Origin of the sequence: Dietzia sp. WMMA184 (genome assembly GCF_002441635.1) — a bacterium.
GTDB lineage: Bacteria > Actinomycetota > Actinomycetes > Mycobacteriales > Mycobacteriaceae > Dietzia > Dietzia kunjamensis.
Map to the genome: position 1 here is coordinate 1,579,743 of NZ_NXEI01000001.1, position 24,690 is coordinate 1,604,432.

Genomic DNA, 24,690 nt, shown 5'->3' on the forward strand with positions numbered 1-24,690 from the left:
CTTGTCATGAAACTAGCGGCTTCCAATCCGGCTGAGGGTCTCCCCATTGCAAAATGGGTAGCGTATTATTCGGACAACCATGGTGGAACGATAGGGCAAGACCAATATCTCCGTAACCAGCAACACCGTGTTCATTCTTGCCCGTTCTCGGGGTGTAACGATTTAGAAATTCTAGCAGTTCATGCTGGCTCGTACGGGGAAATAGTCGCGAGTTAGTAGCCAACCCTCCATAATCAGAAGTCAAAACATAGGTTGGCACAACTTTGACTGGTGTCTCCTGTTCAATCCTCTTCTTTGCGTCTTCCGTGGCGACGACTGGAAGGAAATAGGCAGAAGCGACTTTGCCGGAATTCTCCAGGTCCGCGAGGCTGAACTTTCCATTATCCGTGCGGTACTTACAAGACCACGAACGAACGAATTGTTTACCCGATGCTGCGAGATCGTCGAGCAAGAGCAGATCTGCTTTTTCGTTTCTAGCCGCAAGATATTTCACTAGAATCTCCGGCTGCGATATCTGATCTTCACGGAACCCAAGTTGCTTATTGGCAATCCTAGCGAAAATGTAGCCCGATCCGGTGGTGTCTCCTGGTCTGCTCTGGGGAAACGAAATACGCACACTGCCGAGGTAATCACCCCACAGGTCGTGGCGTTCCTGCGGGGTGCCGAAACGTGATTCCGCAGACAGCGACCGAACGGCGGCCGCGACGGCATGAGTAATCTGGTCTTCGTTCAGATGCACATAACTGTCCAGGAGTGCGGCCGCAATTTCTTGATCAGTGTCGTTATCGAAGTTGTCGAGCCATCCATCTACATCCAGAGACTGCGGCTTCGGCCAAACGCCAATATGCGAGAGGTAGCGACGCGAACTCTTTAAGTCATCTAGGTTCAATGTTCCACCTTCTCCCTCTCATTAGCGTCGAATTAGGCATAATGCGATCTTTCGGGGCCCTTGCGGCTGCCGCCTCGGCTCGCCCTCGTTCGGCGCATGGGGCCCAAACTGACGCCATATCGAACGACTAGGCCGTAAACGCGGGTTCACGACGTCCGTTTTCGCTATCTTGCCGTACACATTTTCAGTTTGGGTCAGACGTGCGGAAGTTTCCAGTGAGTGCGCTTAAAGGTCCGGTCTCTAGCCGTGTTCCGCACCGGACCAGAGCGGGGAGAAAATCTGAAGACGCCTCGCTGCCGTGCATCAGACAAGGGTGACTGCGCCGCGCAGCCGTACCCATAACCGCGCGGTTCTTTACTGTAGCGTCTAGGTCACACGGTCAGCCCGAACACCCACACCAGCAGGGTCATGGTGACCAGCGTGATGAGCAGGATCCCGATGAGGTTGAGCCACAGACCGCCCCGGATCATCTGACCGATCGTCACGTAGCCGGAGCCGTAGGCGATCGCGTTGGGCGGCGTCGCCACGGGGAGCATGAACGCGCACGTCGCGGCCAGCGCCACCGGCACCGCGAGCAACATCGGGTCGACCCCGAGGCCCAGGGCGACGCCGCCGGCGACCGGAAGGAACGTCGCGGCGGTGGCGGTGTTGCTGGTCAGCTCGGTGAGGAAGATGATCCCCGTGGTGGCCACCACCACCAGCAGGATGACCGGCAGGGCGCCCAGCGCACCGGCCTGCTCGCCGATCCAGTCGGTGAGACCCGAGCCGGAGAACTGCGAGGACAGCGCCAGTCCGCCGCCGAACAGCAGGAGCACGCCCCAGGGCAGTGCCAGCGCGGCGTCCCAGGTGAGCAGTCGCACGCCGCGCTGAGACCCGGCGGGCAGCAGGAACAGCAGCAGGCCGGCCGCGAGCGCGATGCCCGCGTCCGAGATCGGCGGCTCCTCGAACACCAGCGGGACCGCCACCCACGCCACCGCGGCCGCCGCGAACACGACCAGGACGCGCTTCTCGCCGGACGACGTCGGGCCGAGTCTGCGCAGCTCGTCGTCGAACAGCTTGCGCCCACCGGGGATCCGCTCTATCTCCGGCCTGAACAGGACCTTGGTGAGCAGCAGCCAGGTGATCACCAGCATGACCACCGCGAGCGGCAGCCCGACCAGCATCCACTGGCCGAAACCCAGCTGGATGTCGTGCTCGGCGCTGAGATATCCGGCGAGCAGGGTGTTTGGCGGGGTCCCGATGATCGTCGCCAATGACCCGACGGACGCCGCGTAGGCGATGCCGAGCATGAGGGCCGTGCCGAAGTTGGAGCGGATCACCGCCTCCTTCACCGCATCGGAGGTCGGATCCGCCTGCGGGTCCATCTCGGGCATCGCGGTCTTCCCGTCGCCGTCGCCGCCGCCGAGTTCGGAGGCCAGCATCAGCACGGACACACCGATCGGCAGCATCATCACGGCCGTCGCGGTGTTCGACACCCACATGCTCAGGAACCCGGTCGCGATCATGAACCCGGCGATCACGCTCGTGGACCGGGTGCCCATCGCGCGCACGGTGAGCAGGGCGATCCGCCGGTGCAGGTTCCACCGCTGCATGGCGATCGCGATGAGGAACCCGCCCATGAACAGGAAGATGATGTTATTGCCGTACTGGGCGCCGACGTCGTCGACCGAGATGTCCTCCCCGAGCAGCGGGAACGCGATGAGCGGCACCAGCGCGGTGGCGGGGATGGGGATGCTCTCGGTCATCCACCAGATGCCCAGCAGCACGGCCACCGCCGCGGTGAGGCGCGCGTTGTGCTCGAGATCCCCCGGCATGACCAGGTAGACGAGCGCGGCGACCGCCAGCCCCGCGATCGTGCCCACGACGCTCCGGATGAACTCCGCGCGCGGCACGGCCTCGTCGAGCTCGCCAGGTGACTTCTGATCGACCTCGACCCCGCGATGGGGGTCCGGCTCCAGCCCACGCAGGTGCGGCGCCATGAGGAGTCGGCGATCCTCGGCACCGTCCTCCGTCGGGCGGACCGTGTCGTCGCCCCTCCGATCGTCGTCCCCGGTGACCATGGCGCCTCCCTCTCTCCGTTACCGACCGGCGTCGGCTCAGTTTCCGGCACTCACGATCCGAGCGGTACCGATCCGAGCGCGCCGGACCCGAGCGAGAGCGAGCCGTCCGGGGCCACCTCGAGCCCGAACACCGCGAGCTCCTGCGCCGCACCGCCGGCGGGTCCGATCGAGACCACCAGCTCGTGGCGGCCCGCGGCCAGCGGGCGGGGCGGGCGCAGGATCAGGGTGCGGTCGAGCGCTCCCCCGGCGGCGACCGCCGCCGGCGCGGCGGGCAGGTCCCCGCCCGCGGAGACGATCGGCAGCGCCGTGCGTCGCTTGTCGGGGCCGGTGATCGTGGCCCTGAGCTCGCCCGTGTACGCCGACCCGGTGGAGGCGATCCGTATCGGGAGATCGAGCACCTCGTCGTCGTCGACCCGTCGCAGCGCGGCGTTCCCGACCGCGGTGAGGCGCACGGGCAGGTCCACCACCGGGTCGACCCGTCGCGATTCGGACGGCGTCCCGTCCCCGACCACCGGCCAGCCACCCACCCAGTCCAGGCGGTCGATCAGCATGTAGCGGCGCTGGACACCGCCCGGCAGGACGGCCTGACCGCGCGGCGCCGCGTGGTAGAGCATCCAGTCCTGCCCGGCGTCATCGATGGCGACGTCGACATGCCCAGGCCCGACCCAGTTCTCGTCGCCCCTGAGGATCACGTCGCCCGCGCCGCGCTCGAGCAACGGCCGACCGGTCCTGTCCTCGTACGGGCCGAGCAGGTCGTCCGCGCGTCCGCCGAGCACCCGGTACTGCGACCGCTCGCCGTCGCAACACAGGCCGGCGCTCGTGAACAGGTGGGTGCGCCCGGCGCGGGCGACCACGGCCGGCGCCTCGACGCCCGGCCCCGCGACGAGCACCGGATCGCCGTCCAGTGCGGTGCCTGCGGCGTTCATCGGTACGGCGTGGATGCCCTCGAAGTTGCCCATGAGCATCACCGGGCCGTCCTCGGTGAACACGACCTCCGGGTCCATGGGGTCGAGGTCCTGGTAGGGCTCGTCGGCGCCGTAGCAGACGATCGGGGTGGCGTCGTGGATCCACGGGCCGTCCGGACCGGGCGCGGTGGCGCGGCCGATGCACGGCGCGGAGCCGCCGGTGGTGTAGTACATGACCGCCCCGGCGTCGGCGAGGTGGACGTCGGGCGCCCACAGCGATGATCCGGCCGGCGCCCACGCGGGCGGCGCGGCGAACGCGTCGCCCACGTACTCCCACTCCACCAGGTCGAAGGACCGGAAGTGCGGCACGAGGCGCCGCCCGGCACCGTCACCCCAGTCGTCCGAGGTGGCGTGGACGTGGAAGGCGCCGTCGGCGCCGCGCTGCACCGAGGGGTCGGGGGCGATCGACGAGATCACGGGGTTGGCCGCGGCCGTCGCGACGGTGGTGGTGGAGGTGACCGTGACCGCCGTGATGAGGGCGACGACGACGAGGGCCGCCGGCCCCGGGGAACGGACGGTGGCCGTGGGAGTCATGCGCTCAGGGTAGTTCGGCGGCCGGGCCGCGCGTCCCGCTTCCTCGCCCTCAGGCCTGTCCGGCGCGCTCCTTGCGCAGCAGGAACCGCTGGATCTTGCCCGACGGGGTCTTGGGCAGCTCGCGGACGAAGTGGATCCGGCGCGGGAAGGCGTGGGCGGCGAACTCCGTCTTGACCCACTTCTGCAGGCCGGACTCGGCCTCCGGGCCACCCTCCACGCCGTCGCGCAGGACCACGTACGCCTCGAGGACCTCCCCGGCCAGGTCGTCGGGGACGCCGATGACCGCCGACTCGAGCACGTCCGGGTGCTTGGCCAGGACGGACTCCACGTCGAACGGGCCGATGCGGTACCCGGACATGATGATCACGTCGTCGTCGCGGCTCGAGAAGTAGAAGTGGCCGTCCGCGTCGAGCTTGGCGGCGTCGCCGGTGTAGTACCAGCGCCCGTCCGCGCTGAAACGCTCGGCGGTCTTCTCCGGGGCCTGGTGGTAGCCGGTGAACCACATGAGGGGGCTGGCGGGGACGTCGATCGCCACGCGGCCCAGCTCGCCGACGGGAGCGGGCTCGTCGGAGTCCGCGGCGAGCACGGTGCACGACCAGCCCGGCAGCGGCACGCCCATGGAGCCCGGGCGCACGTCCTCCCGCAGCGAGTCATGCCACGGGTTGATGATGAACATCCCGTGCTCGGTCTGGCCGTACTGGTCGCGCACCTCCACGCCGAACTGCTCGGTCGACCACTCGATCACCTCGGGGGTGAGCGGCTCACCGGCGGCCGAGGCCCGGCGCAGCGTGATGTCGGGCGCGATGTCCCGCTTGGCCCGCATCGTGCGGTAGACCGTCGGTGCGGCGGCGAAGTTGGTGACGTGGAAGTACTGCAGGACCGCGAACGCCAACTCCGGGCTGTAGAGGGCGTGGAGCAGCAGGCTGCGACGGCCGACCGCCAGCGGGCCGAGGATGCCGTAGTAGAGGCCGTACGCCCAGCCCGGGTCGGCACCGTTCCAGAACACGTCGTCGGCCCGCACGTCCAGGCCCGTCTCGATGTACTGGTGGAACGCGGCCAGGGCGCGCACCGGCACGACGACGCCCTTCGGGGTGCCGGTGGTGCCGGAGGTGAAGAGCATGACCAGGCCGGCGTCCGGACCGGTGACCGCCGCGGCGAAGCCGGGTTGCTGGGCGGCGGTGATCGTGGCCAGGTCGAGGTCGCCGTCTCGGGCCTCGGGGCAGTCCGCCAGGCCGGCGACGACCACCGGGACGGCGACGCTCTCGAGCTTTCCGCGCTGGTCCGCGTCGGAGACGACCACCTTGGCGTCGCCACCGCTGAGACGCATCTCGATGGCCGGCCACGCGAACGCGGTGAACAGCGGCATGTGGACGGCACCGAGTCGCCAGATCCCCATGAGGGTGAACACCAGGTCCGCGGACTTGGACATCAGCGTGGCCACCCGGTCGCCCTCGCCCAAGCCGAGCTCGGCCAGCGCCGCGGCGACCTTCTCGCTCTCGGTCCGCAGCTCGCCGTAGGTGATGTCCCGCCCGGACAGGTCGGCGTCGATGACGGTGAAGGCGACCGCCTCGGGGGCGTGGCGGTCGCACAGGAACTCCGCGGCGCTCGCACCGGGGACGTCGTAGATCGCCAGCAACTGCTCCGGCGACAGGGGCGTGGACGCGGTGTTCTCGGTCATACCGCCGGATTGTGTCGCACGTGACCCACGACGCACCAGCAGCACCCACCAACGGGCACCCCCACTATCGGGGCTGGGCGTGCCGCGTCCCGGCGGTGCACTCTATTGGGAGTCGACCGACCCCGGGGACCGCACGGTCCCCCACCCGCACCCGGAGGACCCCCATGGCCGTGGACCGCCTGCTCCCCAGCGACGAGGCGTACGAACTGCTCGAGATGACGCGTTCCGTCGCGGACAAACTCCTCGAGCCGATCGCCGCCGAGCACGAGCGGAACCACACCTACCCCGAGGGCCTGTTCGCCCAGCTCGGCGAGGTCGGGCTGCTGGGCCTGCCCTACCCGGAGGAGTTCGGCGGCGGCGACCAGCCCTACGAGGTGTACCTCCAGGTGTTGGAGGAGCTCGGCGCCCGCTGGGCGGCCGTCGCCGTGGCGACCAGCGTGCACGGCCTGTCCTGCTTCCCGCTGGCCACCGCCGGGACCGACGCGCAGAAGGCCGAGTGGCTGCCGGGCATGCTCGCCGGCGAGCAGATCGGCGCGTACTCGCTGTCCGAGCCGCAGGCCGGGTCGGACGCCGCCGCCCTGCGGTGCCGCGCGGAGCGGGAGGGCGACGGCCCGGGCTCCGTGTTCGTCGTCAACGGCACCAAGTCGTGGATCACCCACGGCGGGATCGCGGACGTCTACAACACCTTCGTCCGCACCGGCGAGGGCTCCCGTGGGATCTCGTGCCTGCTCATTCCGCGCGAGACCGAGGGCCTGCACTTCGGCAAGCCCGAGGACAAGATGGGCCTCAACGGCGTCCCCACCACCACCGCCTCGTACGAGGGCGCCCGGGTCGACGCGGACCGCCTGCTCGGCGCGGAGGGCGACGGCCTGCGCATCGCGTTCTCGGCCCTGGACTCCGGCCGCCTCGGGATCGCCGCGGTGGCCACCGGCATCGCCCAGCGCGCCCTCGACGACGCGGTCACCTATGCCCGCGAGCGCGAGGCGTTCGGCAAGACGATCATCGGCCACCAGGGGCTGGGCTTCCTCCTCGCCGACATGGCCGCCGCGGTGGCCTCGGCCCGCGCCTCCTACCTCGACGCCGCACGCCGCAAGGACGCCGGCCGCCCGTACTCGCGGGAGGCCTCGATCGCCAAGCTCACCGCCACCGACGCCGCCATGAAGGTGACGACCGACGCGGTGCAGGTCCTGGGCGGTGTGGGTTACACCCGCGAGTTCCCGGTCGAGCGGTACATGCGCGAGGCCAAGATCACCCAGATCTTCGAGGGCACCAACCAGATCCAGCGGCTGGTGATCGCCCGCAGCCTCGCGGGCTGATCGACTGCCGGCGGCGCCCCGCGCGGCGGCCCTCCGGCTGCGCGCGGCGGCCGTGCCCGCCGGAAATGCCTAGGCTGGGCGGCATGTCCTCCCCTTCCGAGCCCCCCGCCACCGCCGGGTCCCGCGCCATCGTGTCGCCGTCCGGGCCGGCCGAGCTCGTCGTCCTCCTCGACGACGACGGCAACCCGATCGGCACCGCCGACAAGGCCACGGTCCACACCACGGATACGCCGCTCCACCTGGCGTTCTCGTGCCATGTGGTCGACGACGAGGGGCGCGTACTCCTCACCCGGCGAGCTCTGGACAAGCGGACGTGGCCCGGGATCTGGACCAACTCGTTCTGCGGCCACCCCGGCCCGGGCGAGGATCCGGTCGAGGCGATAGTCCGGCGGGCCGAGCAGGAGCTCGGAACCCGGGTGGACTCGATCGAACCCGCGGTACCGGACTTCCGCTACCGGGCCGTCGACGACTCGGGAATCGTCGAGAACGAGATCTGCCCGGTGTTCACCGCCCGCATCCGCGCCGAGGTGAACCCGCGGGCCGACGAGGTGTGCGCGCACCACTGGGCCCGCCCGACGGATGTCCGCACCTCGGTCGACGCTACCCCGTTCGCCTTCAGCCCGTGGTTGGTCGCGCAGGTGCCCCGGATGGAGCTCTACTCGCGCTGATCGCGCGGGGCGCGTCAGCCGGGGAGGCTGATGCGCCCCTCCTCGGCGGCCTGGCCGATGTCCCGGCGGTAATGCCCGCCGCCGAGCTCGATGCCGTCGAGGATCCGGTAGGCCTCGGCCCGGGCCGCTGTCAGGTCCGCCCCCGTGCCCACGACCGACAGGACCCGGCCCCCGGCGGAGACGAGCCGGCCCTCCGCGTCGCGGGCCGTGCCGGCATGGAGCACGCCCGGCTGTTCGGCGCCTTCGATGAGGTCACCGCGCCGCGGCGTCGCCGGGTAGTGCTCGGCGGCCAGGACCACGGTCACGGCGGCGCCGTCACGCCACACCAGCGGCGGAAGGTCGGCCAGTCGGCCGGTGGCCACGGCGTGCAGGATCTCGCCCAGCGGCGACTCGAGCAGCGCCAGCACGGCCTGTGTCTCCGGGTCACCGAAGCGACAGTTGAACTCCACGACCTCGGGCCCGGACGAGGTGATCGCCAGCCCCGCGTACAGCAGGCCGGAGAAGCCGCAGCCACGGGCGACCATCTCGCGCGCCACCGGCTCGCACACCTCCGTGACGATCCGGTCGACCATCCCCTGCGGCAACCACGGCAGCGGCGTGTAGGCGCCCATCCCGCCGGTGTTGGGACCGCGATCGCCCTCGCCGACCCGCTTGTGGTCCTGGGCGGGCAGCAACGGCACGACGGTCTCGCCGTCGACCAGGCAGAACAGGGAGACCTCCGGGCCATCGAGGAACGACTCCAACAGCACCGGGTGCCCGTCGTCGAGACAGGCGAGAGCGTGCGCCCGGGCCGCGTGGCGATCGGGTGTCACGACGACTCCCTTGCCGGCGGCCAACCCGTCGTCCTTGACCACCCAGGTCGGTCCGAACCGGTCGAGTGCGTCGTCGAGGTCGGCGGGCGAGTCCACGATCTCGGCTCGCGCGGTCTGCACACCCGCAGTCGCCATGACGTCTTTGGCGAACGCCTTGGATCCCTCGATGCGGGCGGCCTCGGCGGACGGGCCGAACACCGGGATCCCGGCCTCGCGCAGGGCGTCGGCGACGCCCGCGACCAGGGGCACCTCGGGACCGATGACGACCAGTCCGGCGTCGAGCCTACGGGCCAGGGCCGTCACGGCCGCCGGATCGGTCACCGCGAGTTCGTGGCACTGCGCCTGCACCATGCCGGGGTTGCCCGGCGCCGCGTGCAACTCCGTCACCGCGGGATCCGCGGCGAGGGCGACGAGGAGGGCGTGCTCACGGGCACCGGAACCGATCACGAGAATGCGCACGACGACCACAGTAGCCCGGCCGCCGCGCCGGGTTGGCCCGGCCCGGAACGAACGGGCCCTAGACCCCTGCGTCGGCGGTGATGTCGGCGGCGGGGAACGCCTCGTCGCGGGCCCGCAGCGCCTCGTCGGTGAGCAGGTCCGTCATACACAGATCAATGGTCCGTGCGGTCGACCGTGCGGCGTCCGGGGTCCGCATCGGGCGGATCCCGAACATCGCCTGGGCGCTGAGGCCGTCGATCGCCGCCCACAGCGGCAGCTCGTCGTTCATGACGACCCCGGGCCGGAACGCCCCCGCCTCGATCCCGCGCTCGACGATCGCCTGCAACTCCACGTTGATGGCATCGGCGTGCGCGGCGACGGTCTCCGACGGGCCCAGGTTCTCCATCATCGTCCGGGCCCACGCAGGCTCGTCGATCGAGAACTCCACCACGGCGAGAGCCGCCTCGCGCAGCTCGCGGTAGGCGGAGAGGACCGGATCGGACACCGCACCACCGACGGTCGCGGCCGCCACGCGACCGACCAACTCGACGAACCCGCGGGCCGCGACCTCCTCGACGAGTTGCTGCCGATTCGCGAAATGGCGGTACGCCGCGGTGGCGGACACCCCGATGTGCGGGGCGATTTCCCGGAGGATGATCGCCTTCTCCCCCGAGACCCTCGCGCGCGCGGTCGCCTCCTGGATGATGGCGTTGCGCAGATCGCCGTGGTGGTAGGCCTTCTTCTTCACCGCGCCCTCTGCCGTCGCAATACCTGCCTCGACCATGTCGATGCTCCTTCGCGTGTGTAGAGAGAACGGGGGCCACCCGGCGGGTGGCGGATACATCCATTAGACCACTTTTCGCCAGTCTGCCACCTGAGGTCATCGCCCCCGATACGTAGGCTGGGGCCCATGTCGACCGTTTTCAGCAAGATCATCGCCGGTGAACTGCCGGGCCGGTTCGTCTGGAAGGACCCCGAGGTGGTCGCCTTCCTCACCATCGCGCCAGTCGCGCCCGGCCACACGCTGGTCGTCCCGCGCGCGGAGGTCGATCGGTGGACCGATCTCGAACCCGCGCTGCTGACCCGGCTCAACGAGGTCGCACAGGCCGTAGGCAAGGCGGTCGTGGGAGGCCTCGGTGCGGCGCGCGCCGGGTATCTCATCGCCGGCTTCGAGGTGCCACACACCCACATCCACATCTTCCCCGCCGACGACATGTCCGGGTTCGACCTGTCACTGGCGGACCCCGACGCGCCCGCCGAGGAATCCGACGCGGCGGCGGAGACCATCCGGCGGTCGCTGCGCGAACTGGGCTACGGGGAGTTCGTCCCGGAGGCCTGAACCCGGGGCCGTCCGCCCCGGGTCGGCGGTCGGCCGCCGGCGCCGGGCCCTGCCCGATCGTCAGTGTCCGAGCGCCCGGGTGACGTCCTGCATGTCCTGATAGTCGGTCCACGCCGCGACGAGACCGTCGCGGAGCGCGAAGAACGAGCCGACCTCCACCTTCAGGGCGACCCCACCGATGGTGAGGTGTGTGGTCCGGTTGAGCGCCGCCACATCGCCCGAGCCCAGTACGTGGTGGATGTCCACGCTGACGTCGGTCGAGACATCCTGGTTGAACTCGATCACATGGCGCAGGCCCTCGTGTCCCCGGACGGTCTGCGTGCCCTCGATCGTGAGAACGACGTCCGGCGTGCACCATGACTGCGCGGTCTCGACGTCCCCCGCGAACGCTGCCTCGACCAGCGCCCTGACCACTTCCCGGGGATCCACCTCCCCGGCTCCGCGTTCGCTCACGGCATCCGCCTCCCCGTTAGCCGACGATCTCGTCGATCGCGTGCATGCTCTTGTAGTCTGCCCACCGCGTGACCACCCCGTCCGCCACTTCCACGAAGGAACAACCGCGGATCTCGATCCCGCCGCTGGGCAGGGTGTACCGCTCGAGGCGGCGCAGCGCGACGACCCCCTCGGACTCCAGGATCTCCCCCTCCACCCCGACGGTGAGGAAACCGGCCAATCGGGAGAGGTCGGACACGATGTCGCGGACACCATCGTGCCCCTCGTAGCGCCTGACCTGGCCTGTCGTATAGACGATCGACGGAGAAGACAGTGCGATGGTCCGCTCGGCGTCGCCCGAGGCGAGTGCGGCCATCCACGCAGTGGCGATCTCTGTTGCGGACTGCGTCATCTCGGCGGCGTCCTTCTGGCGACGGGAATGTTGAGAACATTCTACTCATCAGTAGACGGAAGCTAACAATGATCACTGAACTGCGGGTCCAGCTCGAAGCCGCATCCCGCGACCACCACCGACGGCCCGACACTTGGCGTGCCCTCAGCTTCCGGCTCGAACGCCGACGCCACTCGTGTCAACGGCGGGCGAAAATTGACCCCTACGTGACGGGTGAATCTTGACCCCTCTGGTTGTTGGTCTGTGCGGTTATGAGGTCTCGGCGTGTCTTGGTCCGGTAGGACTGCCCGCCGAGGGTGAGGACTTCGGCGTGGTGGACGAGGCGGTCGATCATTGCGGCGGCGACGATGTCGTCGGCGAAGATCTCTCCCCACCGTCCGAATGGCATGTTGGAGGTCACCAGGATCGAGCCCTGTTCGTAGCGGTGGGCCACGAGCTGGAAGAACAGGTTCGCGGCGTCGGAGTCGAACGGGATGTAGCCGACCTCGTCGATGATGAGCAGCTTGTAGCGGCGCAGCTTGCGGAGCTCGGCCTCGAGACGGTTTCCTGCGTGCGCGGCCTGCAGTCGCGTGAGCCATCCGACGGCGGTGTCGAACTGCACGGCGTAGCCGGCGGCGATCGCCTTGTGCCCGAGGGCGATGGCCAGGTGGGTCTTGCCGACTCCCGGCGGGCCGAGCAAGACGACGTTGCCGGCTTTGCCGATGTAGGTGCTGGTGGCCAGGTGCGCAAGAACGTCCCGCCGCAGGGTCGGCTGATGATCAACGTTGAAATCCTCCAACGTCTTAACCTGTGGAAAACGCGCAGCCCGAGTGCGGACCTGGATGCCGGAGGCTTCCCGGTCGGCGACCTGGCGGCCCAGTACCGCGGCCAGGTACTCCTCGTAGGTCCAGCCCTGCTCGCGGGCGGTGTCGGCGAGATCTGCGAACACGCTGGTAATGGCAGGTGTCTTGAGGACCCGGGCAGCGTAGGCCACCTGGGAGGCGGCGTCGTTGCTCATGCCGACACCTCCGAACCCGCGGCCACGCCACCGGGGAAGTCGACGTCGTAGAGGTCGTCGTAATCGCTCAGCGACCGCACCACCGGATCGATGAACGAGCTCGCAGCCGGCTGCTGGCGGGCCCGGTCCCAGTACTCCACGCGCAGCTGCTTGGCCAGCTCCACATGCTCCGGGCTGGTCACCGTGCCCCTGCGTGACCAGCTACGGCGGTGCTCGGCCACCACGTCCCCCGCGCAGGTCACCGTGACCGTCTGCAGGCCGGCGACGACCTCGACCAACCGCCCGATCACACGGGGGTCGACCGAGTAGTCCACCGAGTCAATACGGACGTAGTAATCCCGCGCCAACCTCACCGTCGAGCGAATCCCGGTGGTCGGCGCGATCGGCGGCAGTGCCAGCATGCGGCCCCGGTCCTCCGCAAGCGCATCCACGGGGCGGGCACCGAGCACCCGCACGGTGCGGGTGTTGGCCGTTGTCAGCCACTCGGTGAGCTGGGCGTTGAAATCGTCGGGGCCGGCGAACTTCCGGCCCGCCATGAACGACCCTCCGAGGTAGCCGTTATGGCGTTCCACCATGCCCTTGAACTCCGGGTCCCGTGGCGGTGCGATCACCAGCTTCGACGACAACGTCCCGGCGAACGCTGCGGCGTCGATGGTCGGCTTGCCCGCCGAGGTCGCGATCGCCGACTCGCGGTCCCACCACAGGCGGTGGGTCACCGCACCGAGCTGGCCCAGCAGCAGCCACATCCCGGCCAAAACGTCCCCGGCCGTGCGAGAGGGAATCATCGTCGCCGAGATGAACCGCGAGAACGCCAACGTCATCACCAACACCGGCATCTGGGCACTCTGGCCACCACCCAACGGGATCGGCGTCTTCGGGAACCACAAATCGCACTGCGTCGTATCGCCGGGCTTGTGCTCGATCCGGTCCGCCGGGTCCACCCCGCGGTACTCCGGACGGATCGCCCGCACACGGTCCTTCAGGACCGTCATCGAGTGCGGCCACCCGATCCGCTCGGCGAGCACCGTGGCCGGCATCGTCGGGTACTCCGCCAGGAGCTTGCGGATCTCCGGCTCAAAGGCGTCGACCAGCGATCCCTTCCGAGCCCGCGTGTACTTCGGCGGCTCCGACGACGCCAACGCCGACCTCACCGTGTTCCTCGCTATACCCAACCTCCTCGAGATCTCCTTGATCGGAACCCCCTCGCTGTTGTGCAAGCGACGTATCTCGGCCCACTGCTCCACTGCAATCACCCTCCCAGGGTCGGGAGGGGTCAAACTTCACCCGTCACCCGGGGGTCAGTATTCACGCGCCGTCGACAACTCGAGAGCTGGAGACGAGACTTGAACTCGCAACCGCCCGTTGAACCGCTACCGACTCCCCAATTCCGCCGCTCCTCACCAGTTCCGTTTGACCTGCACACTCATCGGCATCGGTTCCGCCCAGCCCAGAACGGACGAGGGTGGGGTTGCTGGTTCCAGGGTGGTAAAGGGGTGGGCCACCCTCGACGCCTCGTTGCAACAGAACTTGCAACCCATGGCGCTGCAACACTCTGGAGTCCTGTCGGACCCCGCATCTAGGCTCCGCGCATGGGAATCCTCGAACTAGTCGAACCGGCTTGGTGGACCGTCGAGCGCGGCGGACTCGCGGCCGGGGTGGCCACCGCAGTCATTGCTCTAAATACGATGCGGCTCAACCGGCTCAGCATTCGCGAATCGCACCGACCGATGATGGTGGCGCAGCTGGAGCACGGCGAGAAGGCGAGAAGCCCACTCGATCTGGTGGTATCTAACGTTGGCCGAAGCCCTGCGCACCACGTCCAGGTCACATTCGACCCCGCATTGCCCGACGTGCAGACAAGCAAAGACGGCCAGCAGAGCATGATCCCGTTCCTCCGCAAGCGGTACGCGCAGACGTTCCCCGTGTGGCCTCCAGGGGTTGAGCGGCGGAACGCCTACTGGTTCATCCACGGAGAACCGAACGAGCACGGAGAAGTTGAAAGCGTCGATGGACTACCTCGGGAAGTTACTGCGGTCATCCGATACAAGCTCGGCCCGCGCACCTGGTCCCAGCCCATCACTGAACGTTATCCACTTCGGATATCAGAGATGGAGAACGAGTCCTTCACAACGATCAGAACTCACACAAACACCCACCGCCCCACCTAGTGTCGTGCGTGTGAAGTAGTTTTACAGTTGGGTTTGTGAAATCATGGGGCATGGCGAATCGACCTGCCCCGGCATTGATGTTGCGTCCCGGCGATCGCGAGAAGCTTGAGAGAATGACGCGCTCGCAGTCGATGTCGGCAGGCATGGTGCAGCGAGCTCGCATCGTGCTGCTGGCTTCGGAGGGCCGGCGTAATGCGGAGATCGCCGAGTTGGCCGGGGCGTCGCGGCCGAAGGTGAACCTCTGGCGGTCCAGGTACGAGGACAAGGGCATCGGGGGCCTGGCTGATGAGAAGCGTTCTGGTCGGCCGCGCACGATCGATCACGCGGAGATCGTGACGGCGACCTTGATGCCGCCGCCGAAGTCTCTGGGCGTGACCCACTGGTCGTCGCGGCTGCTGGCGTCCCGGTTGAAGGTCTCGGCCTCGACGGTGGTCACGGCGTGGCGTGCCTACGGGATCAAGCCGTGGCGCTCGGAGTCGTTCCGGTTCTCCACCGATCCTGAGCTGGTCGGCAAAGTCACCGACATCTGCGGCCTGTACCTGGCGCCGCCGGAGAACGCGATCGTGTTGTGCGTGGATGAGAAGTCCCAGATCCAGGCACTGGATCGTACTCAGCCGATCTTGCCGATGCAGCCCGGCCTGATCGAGCGGCGCAGCCACGACTACGTCCGGCACGGCACCAGCACCCTGTTCGCGGCGCTGGACATCGCCACCGGTCAGGTCACCGCCGCACTCAAACCGCGTCACCGGAACCAGGAGTTCCTGGCGTTTTTGAAGCAGATCGAGCGGGCGTACCGTCATGTCGTCGATGCCGACGGTCAGCCAGTTGAGCTGCACCTGGTGATGGACAACTACGCCGCCCACAAGCACGCAAACGTCAAGGCCTGGCTGGCCGAAAATCCCCGGTTCAAGGTCCACTTCACACCCACCCACGCGTCGTGGATGAACCTGGTCGAGGTGTGGTTCGGCATCGTCGAACGCCAGGCCATCCGCCGTGGGATCTTTACATCCGTCAAGGACCTCAACGCGAAGATCCGCGCCTTCATCGACGGCTGGAACCACCGATCCCACCCCTTCGTCTGGACGAAAACCGCCGACGAAGTCCTCAAGAAAGCCAACCGTAAGAAGACTTCAAATGCGGACCACTAGGTGGCGGCCGTGAATCTAGTGCCGGCTGGCGAAAATGTGGGCAATCTTGTCGACAGGGAACGCGACAGGAGTGCCGTCGGATTGGCTCGTCTGAACCCACTTCTCTTTCTCGATGCCTGCCAGGAACTCCCTCAGTGTCTGATCAGGATCTGAACCCTCGACCCCGATCACGAACATGTTGCCGCTCGTCATCTTGATTTCTAACCGCACGATTTCGCTCATGGGTCCAAACTAAACCTGCGACCCGCAGGGGACATTAGATCTGCGCTATCCGAGCCGGAACTACTACGCAGCCGCCTTGGCGTACCGGTAGAACGTCGACCGCGGGATGCCGAACTCCTTGCACACCTCAGCCACCGTGGCACCCGACTCGCGCATAGCAAGCGCAGAGGCCGCCATATCGGCCGTGTGAGCCCTCGGACGCCCCGTCTGACGTCCACGTACCCTAGCCGCCTCACGAGCCGCAGCAGCCCGCTCAGCCTTCAAGTCAACCTCCATCTCAGCCAACGCAGCCATGATCGACACGAGCGCCTTACCCATCGGGTCCGAGGTCGACAGCACCCGGTCACCACGATCACGGACAGTCACCCCGTCGTTGGTCAGGTCAGTGAGGGTCTGGACCACCTCGATCATCGAACGGCCCAGCCTGTCCAGTGCATCGACCACGAGCGTGTCACCGGGGCGGAGGTGGCTTCGACACTGCTCCCAGCCAGGGCGGTCCATCGTCCGGCCAGTCACCTTGTCCACGAAGACCTTCTGCGCACCCATAGCTTCGAGGGCGTCGAGCTGCCGCTCAAGGTTCTGGTGCTGAGTCGAAACTCGGGCGTAACCAACGATGTAACCCGTCGAAGTAGTCATGCCTGCGACTGTCCCACAAGTCGGCACCATCCGTCAATGAGACGACCGCACTAAATCGGACTCAGCGACCTGCGACAACACCGCCGGCAAAGTGTCCCAATCGCACCGTCCCATAACTAAGGAAGTGAGACAGTGGCGAACTACCCCAGGTTGCGAGGCGGACCCACCTCAAACGGGACATTGCCCCGCTCATCAGTAGGCATCAACCCATCAGCCGCGGCCTGAATCTGGAGCTGCAATCCCTCCAGCCACACACTCGCCGCCGCATGCTCATCCCGCTCATCGGTGACCTCAGCGGACAGGGCGACCAGTTTGTCGACAGCGATCCCAAACGCAATGCCCAAGGTCCGCACATTGTTCGGCGACAGCACGTTGGCGTCCAACTCCACCCTCAGCCGCCGGCCAGCACGAGTAGCCAAGTCCGCCGCCATATCCGCCAGATCGACACGAGCCTCAGCCAACTGCTGCACCCGCGACCTCGTCGCCACTTCCGTCCCGGAAGTGTCGAACGAGACGCCAGCAATCCGGGCAGCACTCGACACCGTCGCCGTAGAGATACCCAACTCGCGAGCAATCGCATTCCTACCCAGCCCCTCAGAATGCAACCGCGCCACCGTCGGCGCGAACTGCTCAGCGAGGGGCGGATCTTTTACATCTCTACCGGGAACGTCACTCGTCATCGTGACTCCTTGTTGGTCTGCTGGCGGAGGGGTTGGCCGTTGATGGTGATGTTTCGGATGTCCGGGTTGGGGTGGGTGTCGATGGCGTGGCCGATGGCGGCGAGGGCTGCCTGAATGTCTTGGAGGGTGTCGAGTATTTCGACTGCGGTGATGTTGAGGCGTGCGACGACTGCGACGGTCTCCTCTGGGGTGGCGTTGGGCCAAGCGCAAATGAGTTCGTCAACCTGCGTGATGCCGGCGCGGGCGAGAGTCCAGCGGGTGTCGAAGTCGAGGTCGATGGTGGGTTCGTTGGTCATGGGTGCTCCGCTGGTTGGGGTTTGGGGTGGCACCCCGGCTGTGGTGGGCCGGGGTGCCGGGGTCGGCGCGCACACCATTACGACGCGCCGGGTCTGGGGGTTACGTCATCCGGCCACGTAGGCGGTCGAGCTTCTGCCGGCGCGGCGACTTGTCTGCGTTGTGGGGCAGACGCTCGGACTCGACTTCGACCACGCCGTAGGAGACACCCCGCCAGGTCGGGCGCTGCCGGTTCCAGTCACCGATGGAAGCGACCACGGCGTCACCCTCGGGGCGCGGCTGGTCGGCACGGATGACGGGCACGCCGGCCTCTCGGCAGGCGCGTGCCAGCTCGGCTACGGCGACGTTGTGGGCCTTGCCGTCCGCCACTACCTCTTCGAGGGCGGCGAGGTAGTTCTCCCATGCGGCAGCGATCTTCTCGTCGGCGGTGGCGCGGTGGTTAGGGTCGATCCCGGCGGCGATCTCGTCCGCACGGGCGGCGGCGGCGGACTGCTCACGGTCGGCGCGCTTTCGCTCGGCACGCGCCTTGCGCCCCGTCTCCACCTCGGCTTCGGCGTCAGCCTTGGCGCGGGTGTCGGCAAGCTCGGCCGGGTCCACGTCGTCACCACTACGCACAAGGTCGAGTAGGCCAGCGAGGGCGTCACGCCACGTACTGCGCTCCTGGTAGTCGGTCTTGGAGTGTTCCCGCTAAAGTGGCCACTGCAATTAAGCGGCGAGTTCGTATATGTCTCTGAATCCTAGTTCAAACTCGGCTGGTGTCAAATAGCCCAGTGTGGAATGTCGTCGGGCCCTATTGTAGTACTCCTCAATCCAGGTGAATGTGCTCTTTTTGAGTGCTTTTAGAGTGGGCCACGGGCGCGTGTGAATGAGTTCCTTCTTGTAGCTCGCGAAGAATGATTCTGCGACCGCGTTGTCGAAACAAATGCCAGTGCGCCCCAATGATCGTCGGATATTGTTTTTCGTGCAGTACTTATGGAAGTCGGTGGACGTGTATTGAGTTCCGCGATCGCTGTGGAATATGACTTTTCCGGGTGGTCGACGACGAGCGATGGCCATGTCCAGTGCGTCGGTGACCAGCTCGGTTCGCATGTGGTCGGCCACGGCCCATCCGACGACCATCCGGGAGTGCAGATCGATGACGGTGGCCAGGTACGCCCAGCCGTTCCAGGTCCGTACGTAAGTAATATCGCCGCACCATTTGGTGTTCGCCTCGGCCGCCGTGAAGTCGCGGCCGATGAGGTCAGGTGCCCCAACGGGGCTGTCTCCGGCGACGGTGGTGCGTTTCCACGCCTTCGGGTGGCGGCCTTCCAGACCTGCGACCTTCATGAGCCGCCACACCCGCTTGTGCGAGACCCGGTGGCCGCCGGCGGCGAGTTCCGCACGCATGCGCCGAACGCCGGGACGGCCGTTGAGGTGCTCGTAGTGGTACTCGATCAGCGCTGTTAACTCGTCGTCTCGGAGGTCTCGAGCTGAGCGCGACTTGCCGCGCCACTTGTAGTAGCCAGAAGTCGATACGCCGAGTTGAGCACACATGAACGTGACCGGATATGAATCGGATTCAGCCCAGTCCGCGATAGCCGCGAATTTCACCGCGGGTCTTTCGCGAACCAGGTCGCTACTTTTTTTGCGAACTCCACCTCCATCCGGGCGTGCTTCACTTCTTCGCGAAGGCGCTCGAGTTCCGCCCGCTCGTCCTCATTCAACGGGCGGTCAGACTCACCGTTTCCCTCGTCTCGAGTCTTCTTCACCCATTTCCCCAACGTCATCTCGTGAACGCCGATACTGCGTGCAACTTCGGCGATCGCACGGCCATCATCGATGACCAAACTTACCGCGTTGGCCTTGTACTCGGCAGTGAAGCTCCGACGAGTAGATCCCATAATCCGCTCCCTCTATCTTGGGGGAACTCACCGCTCATCTCCGGGTGTCCACCAGAGCGGGAACGGTCCAGTCTCGGTCTCGGGGGCTGCGTGGGTCATCGGTTGTTCTCCTTGGGGTAGCGCCGGGCGTGGGCGGCTGCGGGGCCGGTGAGGGTGTTGGGGTCGACCGGCGTCGGCTTGCCGTATCGCCGCGCGTGGGCGGCTGCGGGGCCGGTGGGTTCGTCGTCAGGGGTGGGCGGTGCGGTGGTGGTCATGCGGTCTCCAGGTATTCGTTTCGGAGTCGGCGGTTTTCGCGGAGGATGGCGTTGGCCTGTTCGCGGGTGTCGCTTTCGGGCTTGCGCATGGCCTCCTGGTCTTCGTGGGGCCACGATTCGCTGACGATCGCGACGATGAGCGCTGCGCGTGCAGTGTCGGCGTCGAGGTGACGCACGAGGGCGAGCGCTCTGCCTGGCCTGTCGCCATCGAGCGCGGCCTTGCGGAGCCTCCACACGAGGTCGTGGACGCCTCCGGCGCGGGTGCCCTGGTCGGGGCGGGTGCTTGTAATCAAAGGGTGGTGCTCCTTGGTTATGTGATGGGTTTAGATGAGTGCGCCGGAGAACGCTTGGCGGAGTTGGCTCTTGCCGGCGTCGACCTGGGCGAGGGTTCCGTCCACGGAGTGCTGCACCTCGCCGAGGAATTGGGCGGCTGCGGCGGCGACGTACTGGCCGAACTTCTCGGCTTCGGCGTTCAGTCCGGGTTGCAGGTTTTCGCGTAGTGCCCCGCCGTCGATTCCGATGTCGGACAGGGACGGGCCGCCCCAGCCGGTGTCGAGGCCGCCGCCGATGAGCGCGGACCCGGCAAGGTTGACCCCGGCTCCGAGCTTGTAACCGAAGCGTTTGGCGGTCTCGGCGAGGATCGCGGTGGACCGGGCACGCTTATGCGAGGCCAACGGGATGTAGGCTTCCGCCGCGGGCGTGTCAGATGGTCTGTGTGAGTTGAGCCGGAGGAGGAATCATGAACGCTATGGCTGTTGACGACCACGACGCTACGGATGTATCAGATGCTGCTGGGCTTCGCCGGGAGGTGTTCTCGGATGCGCTGATTGATCACGTACTCGCCGAGACCCGTTCGCGAGGGTTGGAGTTGACTGGCAAGGACGGCTTTTTGAACGAGATGCTCAAGGCCGTCCTTGAGCGGGGCATGGGCGCCGAGCTGACCGAGCATCTGGGCCGCGATGCCCACGCCCGTGGCGGGGACGGAAACCACCGCAACGGCACTTCGCGCAAGACCGTGGCCACCGAGGTCGGCCCGGTGGAGCTGGATCAGCCCCGCGATCGGCAGGGCTCGTTCGCCTCCCAGCTCGTCCCGAAGGGCGCCCGCCGGCTCGGCGGGCTGGAGGACCAGATCATCTCGCTGTACGCCGGCGGAATGACCGTCCGGGAGATCGAGCACCACCTCGCGCGGACCCTGGGGGTGGAGCTGTCGCACGAGTCCATCGCCAACGTCACCGACGCGGTCATGGACGAAGTCGCCGCCTGGCAGCACCGCCCGTTGGAGGCGTTCTACCCGGTGGTGTTCCTGGACGCGATCCACATCAAGATCCGCGATGGAGCCCACGTGAAGACCCGCGCTGCCCACATCGCGGTCGGGGTCGATCTTGAGGGCGTCAAGCACGTGCTCGGCATCTGGGTGCAGGCCAAGGAAGGCGCGGCGTTCTGGGCCAGCGTGTGCGCCGAACTGGCCAATCGCGGCGTCAAAGACGTCCTGATCGTGGCCTGCGACGGGCTGACCGGACTGTCCGAGGCGATTGCCGCGACCTGGCCTTTCGCCGAGGTGCAGACCTGCGTGGTGCACCTGATCCGGGCCTCGATGCGGTTCGTGTCCTACAGCGACCGCAAGAACGTGGCCAAGGCACTCAAGCCGATCTACACCGCCGCCAACGCCGAGGCCGCCAGAGCCGCACTGGAGGCCTTCGCCGAATCGCCGCTGGGCGCCAAGTACCCCACCGCCGTCAGGTCGTGGGAGGCCGCCTGGGAGCGGTTCATCCCGTTCCTGGCCTTCGGCCCAGCCACACGCAAGCTGATCTACACCACGAACTCGATCGAGTCGCTGAACTACCAGCTGCGCAAGATCACCAAGAACCGCGGGCACTTCCCCAGCGATGCCGCCGCGATCAAGCTGCTATGGCTAGCCATACGCAACATCGAGGACCGACGAGACCGAGAACGCGCCAAGGACGCTCAACGCCGAGCAGACGGCCACGCAGGCCCCCGGAAATCGATCCCCAGACTCGTCGAAGGCGCCACCATCCACGGTTGGCGAGCCGCACTGGCCGAACTCGCACTGGCCTACCCGGAACGCTTCGACCCCCACATGTGACAGACATCACTAACCAAAACTCACACAATTATCTTGACAGGCTCTTCGCCGCCCGTCTCCGGCTCACCCCACACCCGCCACGACCCGCCGGGAACGATCTGCGCCGTATGGTTTTCGAGTCCGGAGAATCCGCCATTGGCGAACTGCTCGACCTTGACGAGGTCCGGGCGTCCGACGGCGTTGGCGATCATGCCGGCGACGGACATGCCCTCGATGAAGCCGCCGGGGATGGTTGCTTCCACCTGCGAGGCCACGCCTGGGCCGCTTGAGTTGACGCCGCTGCCGGGCCAGTTCGTGACGTAGACCGGTGTGCCGTGTCCGCCTTCGGCCGTGGTGCCGCTGATCGTGAGGGACTGTGCGGCAGGCGAACCGGGATCGTTGGGCATGTCCGGGTTCCCGGTGCCCAGCCTTGCGGCGATAGCCGACGTGGCGTCACCCGAGACGGCCTCGTCGATGTCGGCGAACCGATCCATCGGGAGGTAGGCGTGGTCGGTGTACTGGCCCCAGTCCGCGCCGACGGCCTGCCCGCCGTACTGGCCGTTGCCGCGCGCTCCGCCCATCTCGAAGTTCACCCCGTTGGGGAGGGTTGCCGAGGTGTGGCCGCCGTACGGTCCGCCGTTGTACCAACCGATCCGCAGATCCCCGGCCCCGCCTCGACCGGGCAGGAAGCCACGCTCGCGGAGGGCCTGGCCCTCGTTTCCGGTAGCGAATCGGGACCCGAACGGGGGGCGTCCGCTGACGTAGTTCGCCAAACTTGACACGGCCCCGGAGCAGTCCCCGAAATTGACGCCACCCCACACGTAGGGCTTGCCTTCAACCCGCTTAGCGAGGTCTATGAGCCCGGAGGCCATGATGCCGCCCTCGGCGAACGACAGGATCGGACCGGGATCGCCCTTGTTCGGGTCTAGCGCTCCGAGCATCTGCCCGACCTCGGCCCAGATGGAGAGGGACCGCTTGCGCTTGGAGGGGGCGAGAGGGATGAACGCCTCGCCCTCGGTCTCCGATTCGGCCCACTGCACCAGCCCACGTGCCCCGTGGGGGCGCTCAATGACGGCCTGCGACGGCAGGGTACCCCCGTCAGCGAACGACCGGATACCGCCGTCGGCGTAGTGCTGCCCGACCGTGATCCCGTCGGTAGCGACATCGTTACCGCCACGGTTGACGGTTCCAATGATGACCGTATGCGTCGACTGCGTCTTGATGTTGTTCAGGTCGTTGACGTGACCGCGCGCCCGGTCCACGTCCGCGCTGTTGATCGTGACGGTCCCGTTCTTCGGCTCATGCACCTTGCCGGTGAGAGCGTTGATTGCGGCGATGTTCTCGTCGGTGGTGTCCGTGATCTCGATGTGACCGCCGGGGAGACTGGTCACTGTCATTCCGAGGGTTTCGAGGACTGTGATGAGGTCCAGCGCACCGGGCGAGGTCACCTTGAGGTCTTTCGAACCGGGGATAGCGGCGATGGTGAAGCCCAGCCGCTCCAGCTCGGCGCGGGCGGGGTCGGTGAGCGAGGAGACGACGATTGTCTTGTTGTCCGGGACCGAGACGATGGCGTCGCCCATGAGGCGCATGGCTTCGCTGGTCGTCTGAGCGGTCAGACCGGCCTTGCCTGTGGCGGCGGCCAGCTCGTTGAACTTGGTCTGAGCCTCGGTGATTCGGCCGTTCGACGCGCCGACCGCATCGGACAGGGTGACCATGTCCTCGGTGCGGTGTCGCAGCACCCATCCGGTGTCGATACCGGCGGCGGACAGCTTGTCGAGTGCGCCCTGGTTGAGCATGAGGGCGTTGGTGAAGTCGCCGACTGTGATGCCGCCACGTTCGATGTTCTCGCGTAGCACCTCGTTGGAGGCAATGGACTCGGCAGTGGTGGCGAGCCGCGCGCGCATGGCGTCGTCGACCGTCCGCTGCGCGTCGGCGTTGCCCATCGCGGCGTTCGTTATCGTCTGCTCGGAGAGCCCGAACTCGCGGCCGGCAGCGAACGCTCCCTCGTCGGCCAGTTTCTTCGCCTCGGTGGCGCGGGTGGCTTCGGTGACTGCGCCGGTCACCTGATCGAGGGACGTGGCGAGGGTGTCGACATCCGCCTTGTGCTGTGCGACCGCCTGCGCGGCCTCTGCGTTGGACTGCATCCATCGACTGACACCGAGCCCTGCGGCGGCCAGTCCGATCATCCACGGTCCGCCGAGCATGCTGACGACCCCGCCGAGGGCGGTTTTCATGCCGCCTGCGATCTTCCCGACGCCCTGCATGGACGCGCCCATCACACCGTTAGCGGTGACGCTGTCGCGGGCGTACATGCTCGTGAGGGCCAGCGTTTCGCCGAGGCTTCGCATCGTGCCCCCGGTGGAGACGACGCGGGACGTGAGGCTGTCACCTAGTCCGGTGACGCGTAGCGCGACGAGAGCTGCGAGAGCTGCCTGAACGTCGCCAGGTATTACCGAGAGTGCACCGCCGACCGCTGTCCCGACGGGGGCGGCGGCATCGGCGACAGCCTTGAGTGCGCCCGGAACCTTCTCGATACCGTCCGCCGAGAAGTCAGCGAGGTCGGCGAGTGGCCCGTCCACCAGCTCGTACAGGGAAACGGCGGCGGTCTCTGCCTGGTTCTGGAGGTTGTTGATCGCGCCCGGCAGACCACGCGTCTTTGCCGCTGCCATATCGGCCGCGCCACCCTGACGGTTGATCGCCTCGTTGAGGGTGTTGAATCCGGCGCTGCCCTGCTGTGCGGCGATGCCCGCGAGGCGCATGGCATCGGAGCCGAACAGGGTGGCGG

Annotated in this window: 27 protein-coding genes; 6 read left to right on the top strand and 21 right to left on the bottom strand. The window is 67.2% G+C overall.

The annotated features are described in order from the left end of the window. Positions 1 to 4: 4 nt before the first annotated feature. The 4 genes from CK206_RS19500 to CK206_RS07240 all read right to left on the bottom strand — a co-directional run bounded on the left by CK206_RS19500 (position 5) and on the right by CK206_RS07240 (position 6,126). The gene (locus CK206_RS19500; protein WP_143337702.1) at positions 5 to 889 is read right to left on the bottom strand and encodes a hypothetical protein; all 885 of its coding nucleotides are present in this window, start codon (positions 887 to 889) and stop codon (positions 5 to 7) included. A gap of 371 nt (positions 890 to 1,260) precedes the next feature. Beyond that, the gene (locus CK206_RS07230) at positions 1,261 to 2,868 is read right to left on the bottom strand and encodes a DASS family sodium-coupled anion symporter (RefSeq protein WP_096907338.1); all 1,608 of its coding nucleotides are present in this window, start codon (positions 2,866 to 2,868) and stop codon (positions 1,261 to 1,263) included. Between the two features lie 131 nt (positions 2,869 to 2,999). Further along, on the bottom strand, positions 3,000 to 4,448 hold the full coding sequence (locus CK206_RS07235; RefSeq protein ID WP_096905987.1) for a family 43 glycosylhydrolase: 1,449 nt from the start codon (positions 4,446 to 4,448) through the stop codon (positions 3,000 to 3,002). A 49-nt stretch (positions 4,449 to 4,497) separates the two neighbouring features. Then, the gene (locus tag CK206_RS07240) at positions 4,498 to 6,126 is read right to left on the bottom strand and encodes an AMP-binding protein (protein ID WP_096905988.1); all 1,629 of its coding nucleotides are present in this window, start codon (positions 6,124 to 6,126) and stop codon (positions 4,498 to 4,500) included. A gap of 164 nt (positions 6,127 to 6,290) precedes the next feature. On the opposite strand from CK206_RS07240, the gene CK206_RS07245 reads away from it, so the two are divergent. After that, on the top strand, positions 6,291 to 7,442 hold the full coding sequence (locus CK206_RS07245; protein WP_096905989.1) for an acyl-CoA dehydrogenase family protein: 1,152 nt from the start codon (positions 6,291 to 6,293) through the stop codon (positions 7,440 to 7,442). An 83-nt stretch (positions 7,443 to 7,525) separates the two neighbouring features. Continuing rightward, positions 7,526 to 8,110: an isopentenyl-diphosphate Delta-isomerase gene (idi, locus tag CK206_RS07250; RefSeq protein ID WP_096905990.1), complete on the top strand. Its 585-nt coding sequence runs from the start codon at positions 7,526 to 7,528 to the stop codon at positions 8,108 to 8,110. Positions 8,111 to 8,124: 14 nt separating this feature from the next. On the opposite strand, the gene purD is transcribed toward idi, so the two are convergent. Together purD and CK206_RS07260 are read right to left on the bottom strand one after the other, a co-directional pair. Next, positions 8,125 to 9,381, bottom strand: a complete 1,257-nt coding sequence (gene purD, locus CK206_RS07255; protein WP_096905991.1) for a phosphoribosylamine--glycine ligase — start codon at positions 9,379 to 9,381, stop codon at positions 8,125 to 8,127. A 58-nt stretch (positions 9,382 to 9,439) separates the two neighbouring features. After that, entirely contained in the window at positions 9,440 to 10,144 is a 705-nt protein-coding gene (locus CK206_RS07260; protein WP_254050511.1) for a TetR/AcrR family transcriptional regulator, read from the bottom strand. A gap of 126 nt (positions 10,145 to 10,270) precedes the next feature. On the opposite strand from CK206_RS07260, the gene CK206_RS07265 reads away from it, so the two are divergent. Continuing rightward, positions 10,271 to 10,699, top strand: a complete 429-nt coding sequence (locus CK206_RS07265) for an HIT family protein (RefSeq protein ID WP_067711927.1) — start codon at positions 10,271 to 10,273, stop codon at positions 10,697 to 10,699. Between the two features lie 60 nt (positions 10,700 to 10,759). On the opposite strand, the gene CK206_RS07270 is transcribed toward CK206_RS07265, so the two are convergent. From CK206_RS07270 to istA, 4 genes are all read right to left on the bottom strand, one after another. Continuing rightward, positions 10,760 to 11,152 carry a nuclear transport factor 2 family protein gene (locus CK206_RS07270; RefSeq protein WP_227022412.1) on the bottom strand — a complete coding sequence of 131 codons (393 nt, stop codon included), beginning with the start codon at positions 11,150 to 11,152 and terminating at the stop codon, positions 10,760 to 10,762. Between the two features lie 16 nt (positions 11,153 to 11,168). Beyond that, a complete protein-coding gene (locus tag CK206_RS07275; protein ID WP_096905992.1) occupies positions 11,169 to 11,543 on the bottom strand; it encodes a nuclear transport factor 2 family protein in 375 nt (124 codons plus the stop codon). 202 nt (positions 11,544 to 11,745) lie between these two features. Next, on the bottom strand, positions 11,746 to 12,540 hold the full coding sequence (gene istB, locus CK206_RS07280) for an IS21-like element helper ATPase IstB (protein ID WP_096905993.1): 795 nt from the start codon (positions 12,538 to 12,540) through the stop codon (positions 11,746 to 11,748). Continuing rightward, entirely contained in the window at positions 12,537 to 13,793 is a 1,257-nt protein-coding gene (gene istA, locus CK206_RS07285; RefSeq protein WP_143337703.1) for an IS21 family transposase, read from the bottom strand. Before istA ends, istB begins: the two co-directional genes overlap by 4 nt. Positions 13,794 to 14,129: 336 nt before the next feature. On the opposite strand from istA, the gene CK206_RS19505 reads away from it, so the two are divergent. Together CK206_RS19505 and CK206_RS07290 are read left to right on the top strand one after the other, a co-directional pair. Further along, positions 14,130 to 14,708 (top strand): hypothetical protein, encoded by a 579-nt coding sequence (locus CK206_RS19505; protein ID WP_132064017.1) that lies wholly within the window; start codon positions 14,130 to 14,132, stop codon positions 14,706 to 14,708. Between the two features lie 50 nt (positions 14,709 to 14,758). Beyond that, positions 14,759 to 15,856, top strand: coding sequence for an IS630 family transposase (locus CK206_RS07290; protein WP_081470573.1), 1,098 nt, complete (start codon positions 14,759 to 14,761; stop codon positions 15,854 to 15,856). 15 nt (positions 15,857 to 15,871) lie between these two features. Here the strand turns inward: CK206_RS07290 and CK206_RS07295 are convergent, their stop codons facing one another. From CK206_RS07295 to CK206_RS07330, 10 genes are all read right to left on the bottom strand, one after another. Further along, positions 15,872 to 16,078, bottom strand: a complete 207-nt coding sequence (locus CK206_RS07295; protein ID WP_096905995.1) for a hypothetical protein — start codon at positions 16,076 to 16,078, stop codon at positions 15,872 to 15,874. Positions 16,079 to 16,141: 63 nt separating this feature from the next. After that, complete coding sequence (locus CK206_RS07300; RefSeq protein ID WP_159981095.1) at positions 16,142 to 16,714, bottom strand: recombinase family protein; 573 nt, start codon at positions 16,712 to 16,714, stop codon at positions 16,142 to 16,144. Between the two features lie 140 nt (positions 16,715 to 16,854). Then, positions 16,855 to 17,394, bottom strand: coding sequence for a helix-turn-helix domain-containing protein (locus tag CK206_RS07305; protein ID WP_096905997.1), 540 nt, complete (start codon positions 17,392 to 17,394; stop codon positions 16,855 to 16,857). After that, positions 17,391 to 17,690 carry a hypothetical protein gene (locus tag CK206_RS07310; protein WP_096905998.1) on the bottom strand — a complete coding sequence of 100 codons (300 nt, stop codon included), beginning with the start codon at positions 17,688 to 17,690 and terminating at the stop codon, positions 17,391 to 17,393. Before CK206_RS07310 ends, CK206_RS07305 begins: the two co-directional genes overlap by 4 nt. Before the next feature lie 100 nt (positions 17,691 to 17,790). Beyond that, entirely contained in the window at positions 17,791 to 18,303 is a 513-nt protein-coding gene (locus CK206_RS07315) for a hypothetical protein (RefSeq protein ID WP_143337704.1), read from the bottom strand. A 90-nt stretch (positions 18,304 to 18,393) separates the two neighbouring features. After that, on the bottom strand, positions 18,394 to 19,278 hold the full coding sequence (locus CK206_RS07320; protein WP_007633589.1) for an IS3 family transposase: 885 nt from the start codon (positions 19,276 to 19,278) through the stop codon (positions 18,394 to 18,396). Beyond that, positions 19,275 to 19,568 (bottom strand): transposase, encoded by a 294-nt coding sequence (locus CK206_RS20100; protein WP_006898371.1) that lies wholly within the window; start codon positions 19,566 to 19,568, stop codon positions 19,275 to 19,277. Before CK206_RS20100 ends, CK206_RS07320 begins: the two co-directional genes overlap by 4 nt. Positions 19,569 to 19,663: 95 nt before the next feature. Then, positions 19,664 to 19,822, bottom strand: coding sequence for a hypothetical protein (locus CK206_RS19845; RefSeq protein ID WP_159981099.1), 159 nt, complete (start codon positions 19,820 to 19,822; stop codon positions 19,664 to 19,666). Continuing rightward, positions 19,819 to 20,115 (bottom strand): hypothetical protein, encoded by a 297-nt coding sequence (locus CK206_RS07325; RefSeq protein ID WP_096906000.1) that lies wholly within the window; start codon positions 20,113 to 20,115, stop codon positions 19,819 to 19,821. The genes CK206_RS19845 and CK206_RS07325 overlap by 4 nt, the downstream gene beginning before the upstream one ends. Positions 20,116 to 20,145: 30 nt before the next feature. Continuing rightward, positions 20,146 to 20,496: a hypothetical protein gene (locus CK206_RS07330; RefSeq protein WP_096906001.1), complete on the bottom strand. Its 351-nt coding sequence runs from the start codon at positions 20,494 to 20,496 to the stop codon at positions 20,146 to 20,148. A 74-nt stretch (positions 20,497 to 20,570) separates the two neighbouring features. On the opposite strand from CK206_RS07330, the gene CK206_RS07335 reads away from it, so the two are divergent. Further along, positions 20,571 to 21,926: an IS256 family transposase gene (locus CK206_RS07335; protein ID WP_216824164.1), complete on the top strand. Its 1,356-nt coding sequence runs from the start codon at positions 20,571 to 20,573 to the stop codon at positions 21,924 to 21,926. 20 nt (positions 21,927 to 21,946) lie between these two features. On the opposite strand, the gene CK206_RS07340 is transcribed toward CK206_RS07335, so the two are convergent. Continuing rightward, a complete protein-coding gene (locus tag CK206_RS07340; protein WP_096906003.1) occupies positions 21,947 to 24,664 on the bottom strand; it encodes a hypothetical protein in 2,718 nt (905 codons plus the stop codon). Positions 24,665 to 24,690 lie beyond the last annotated feature (26 nt).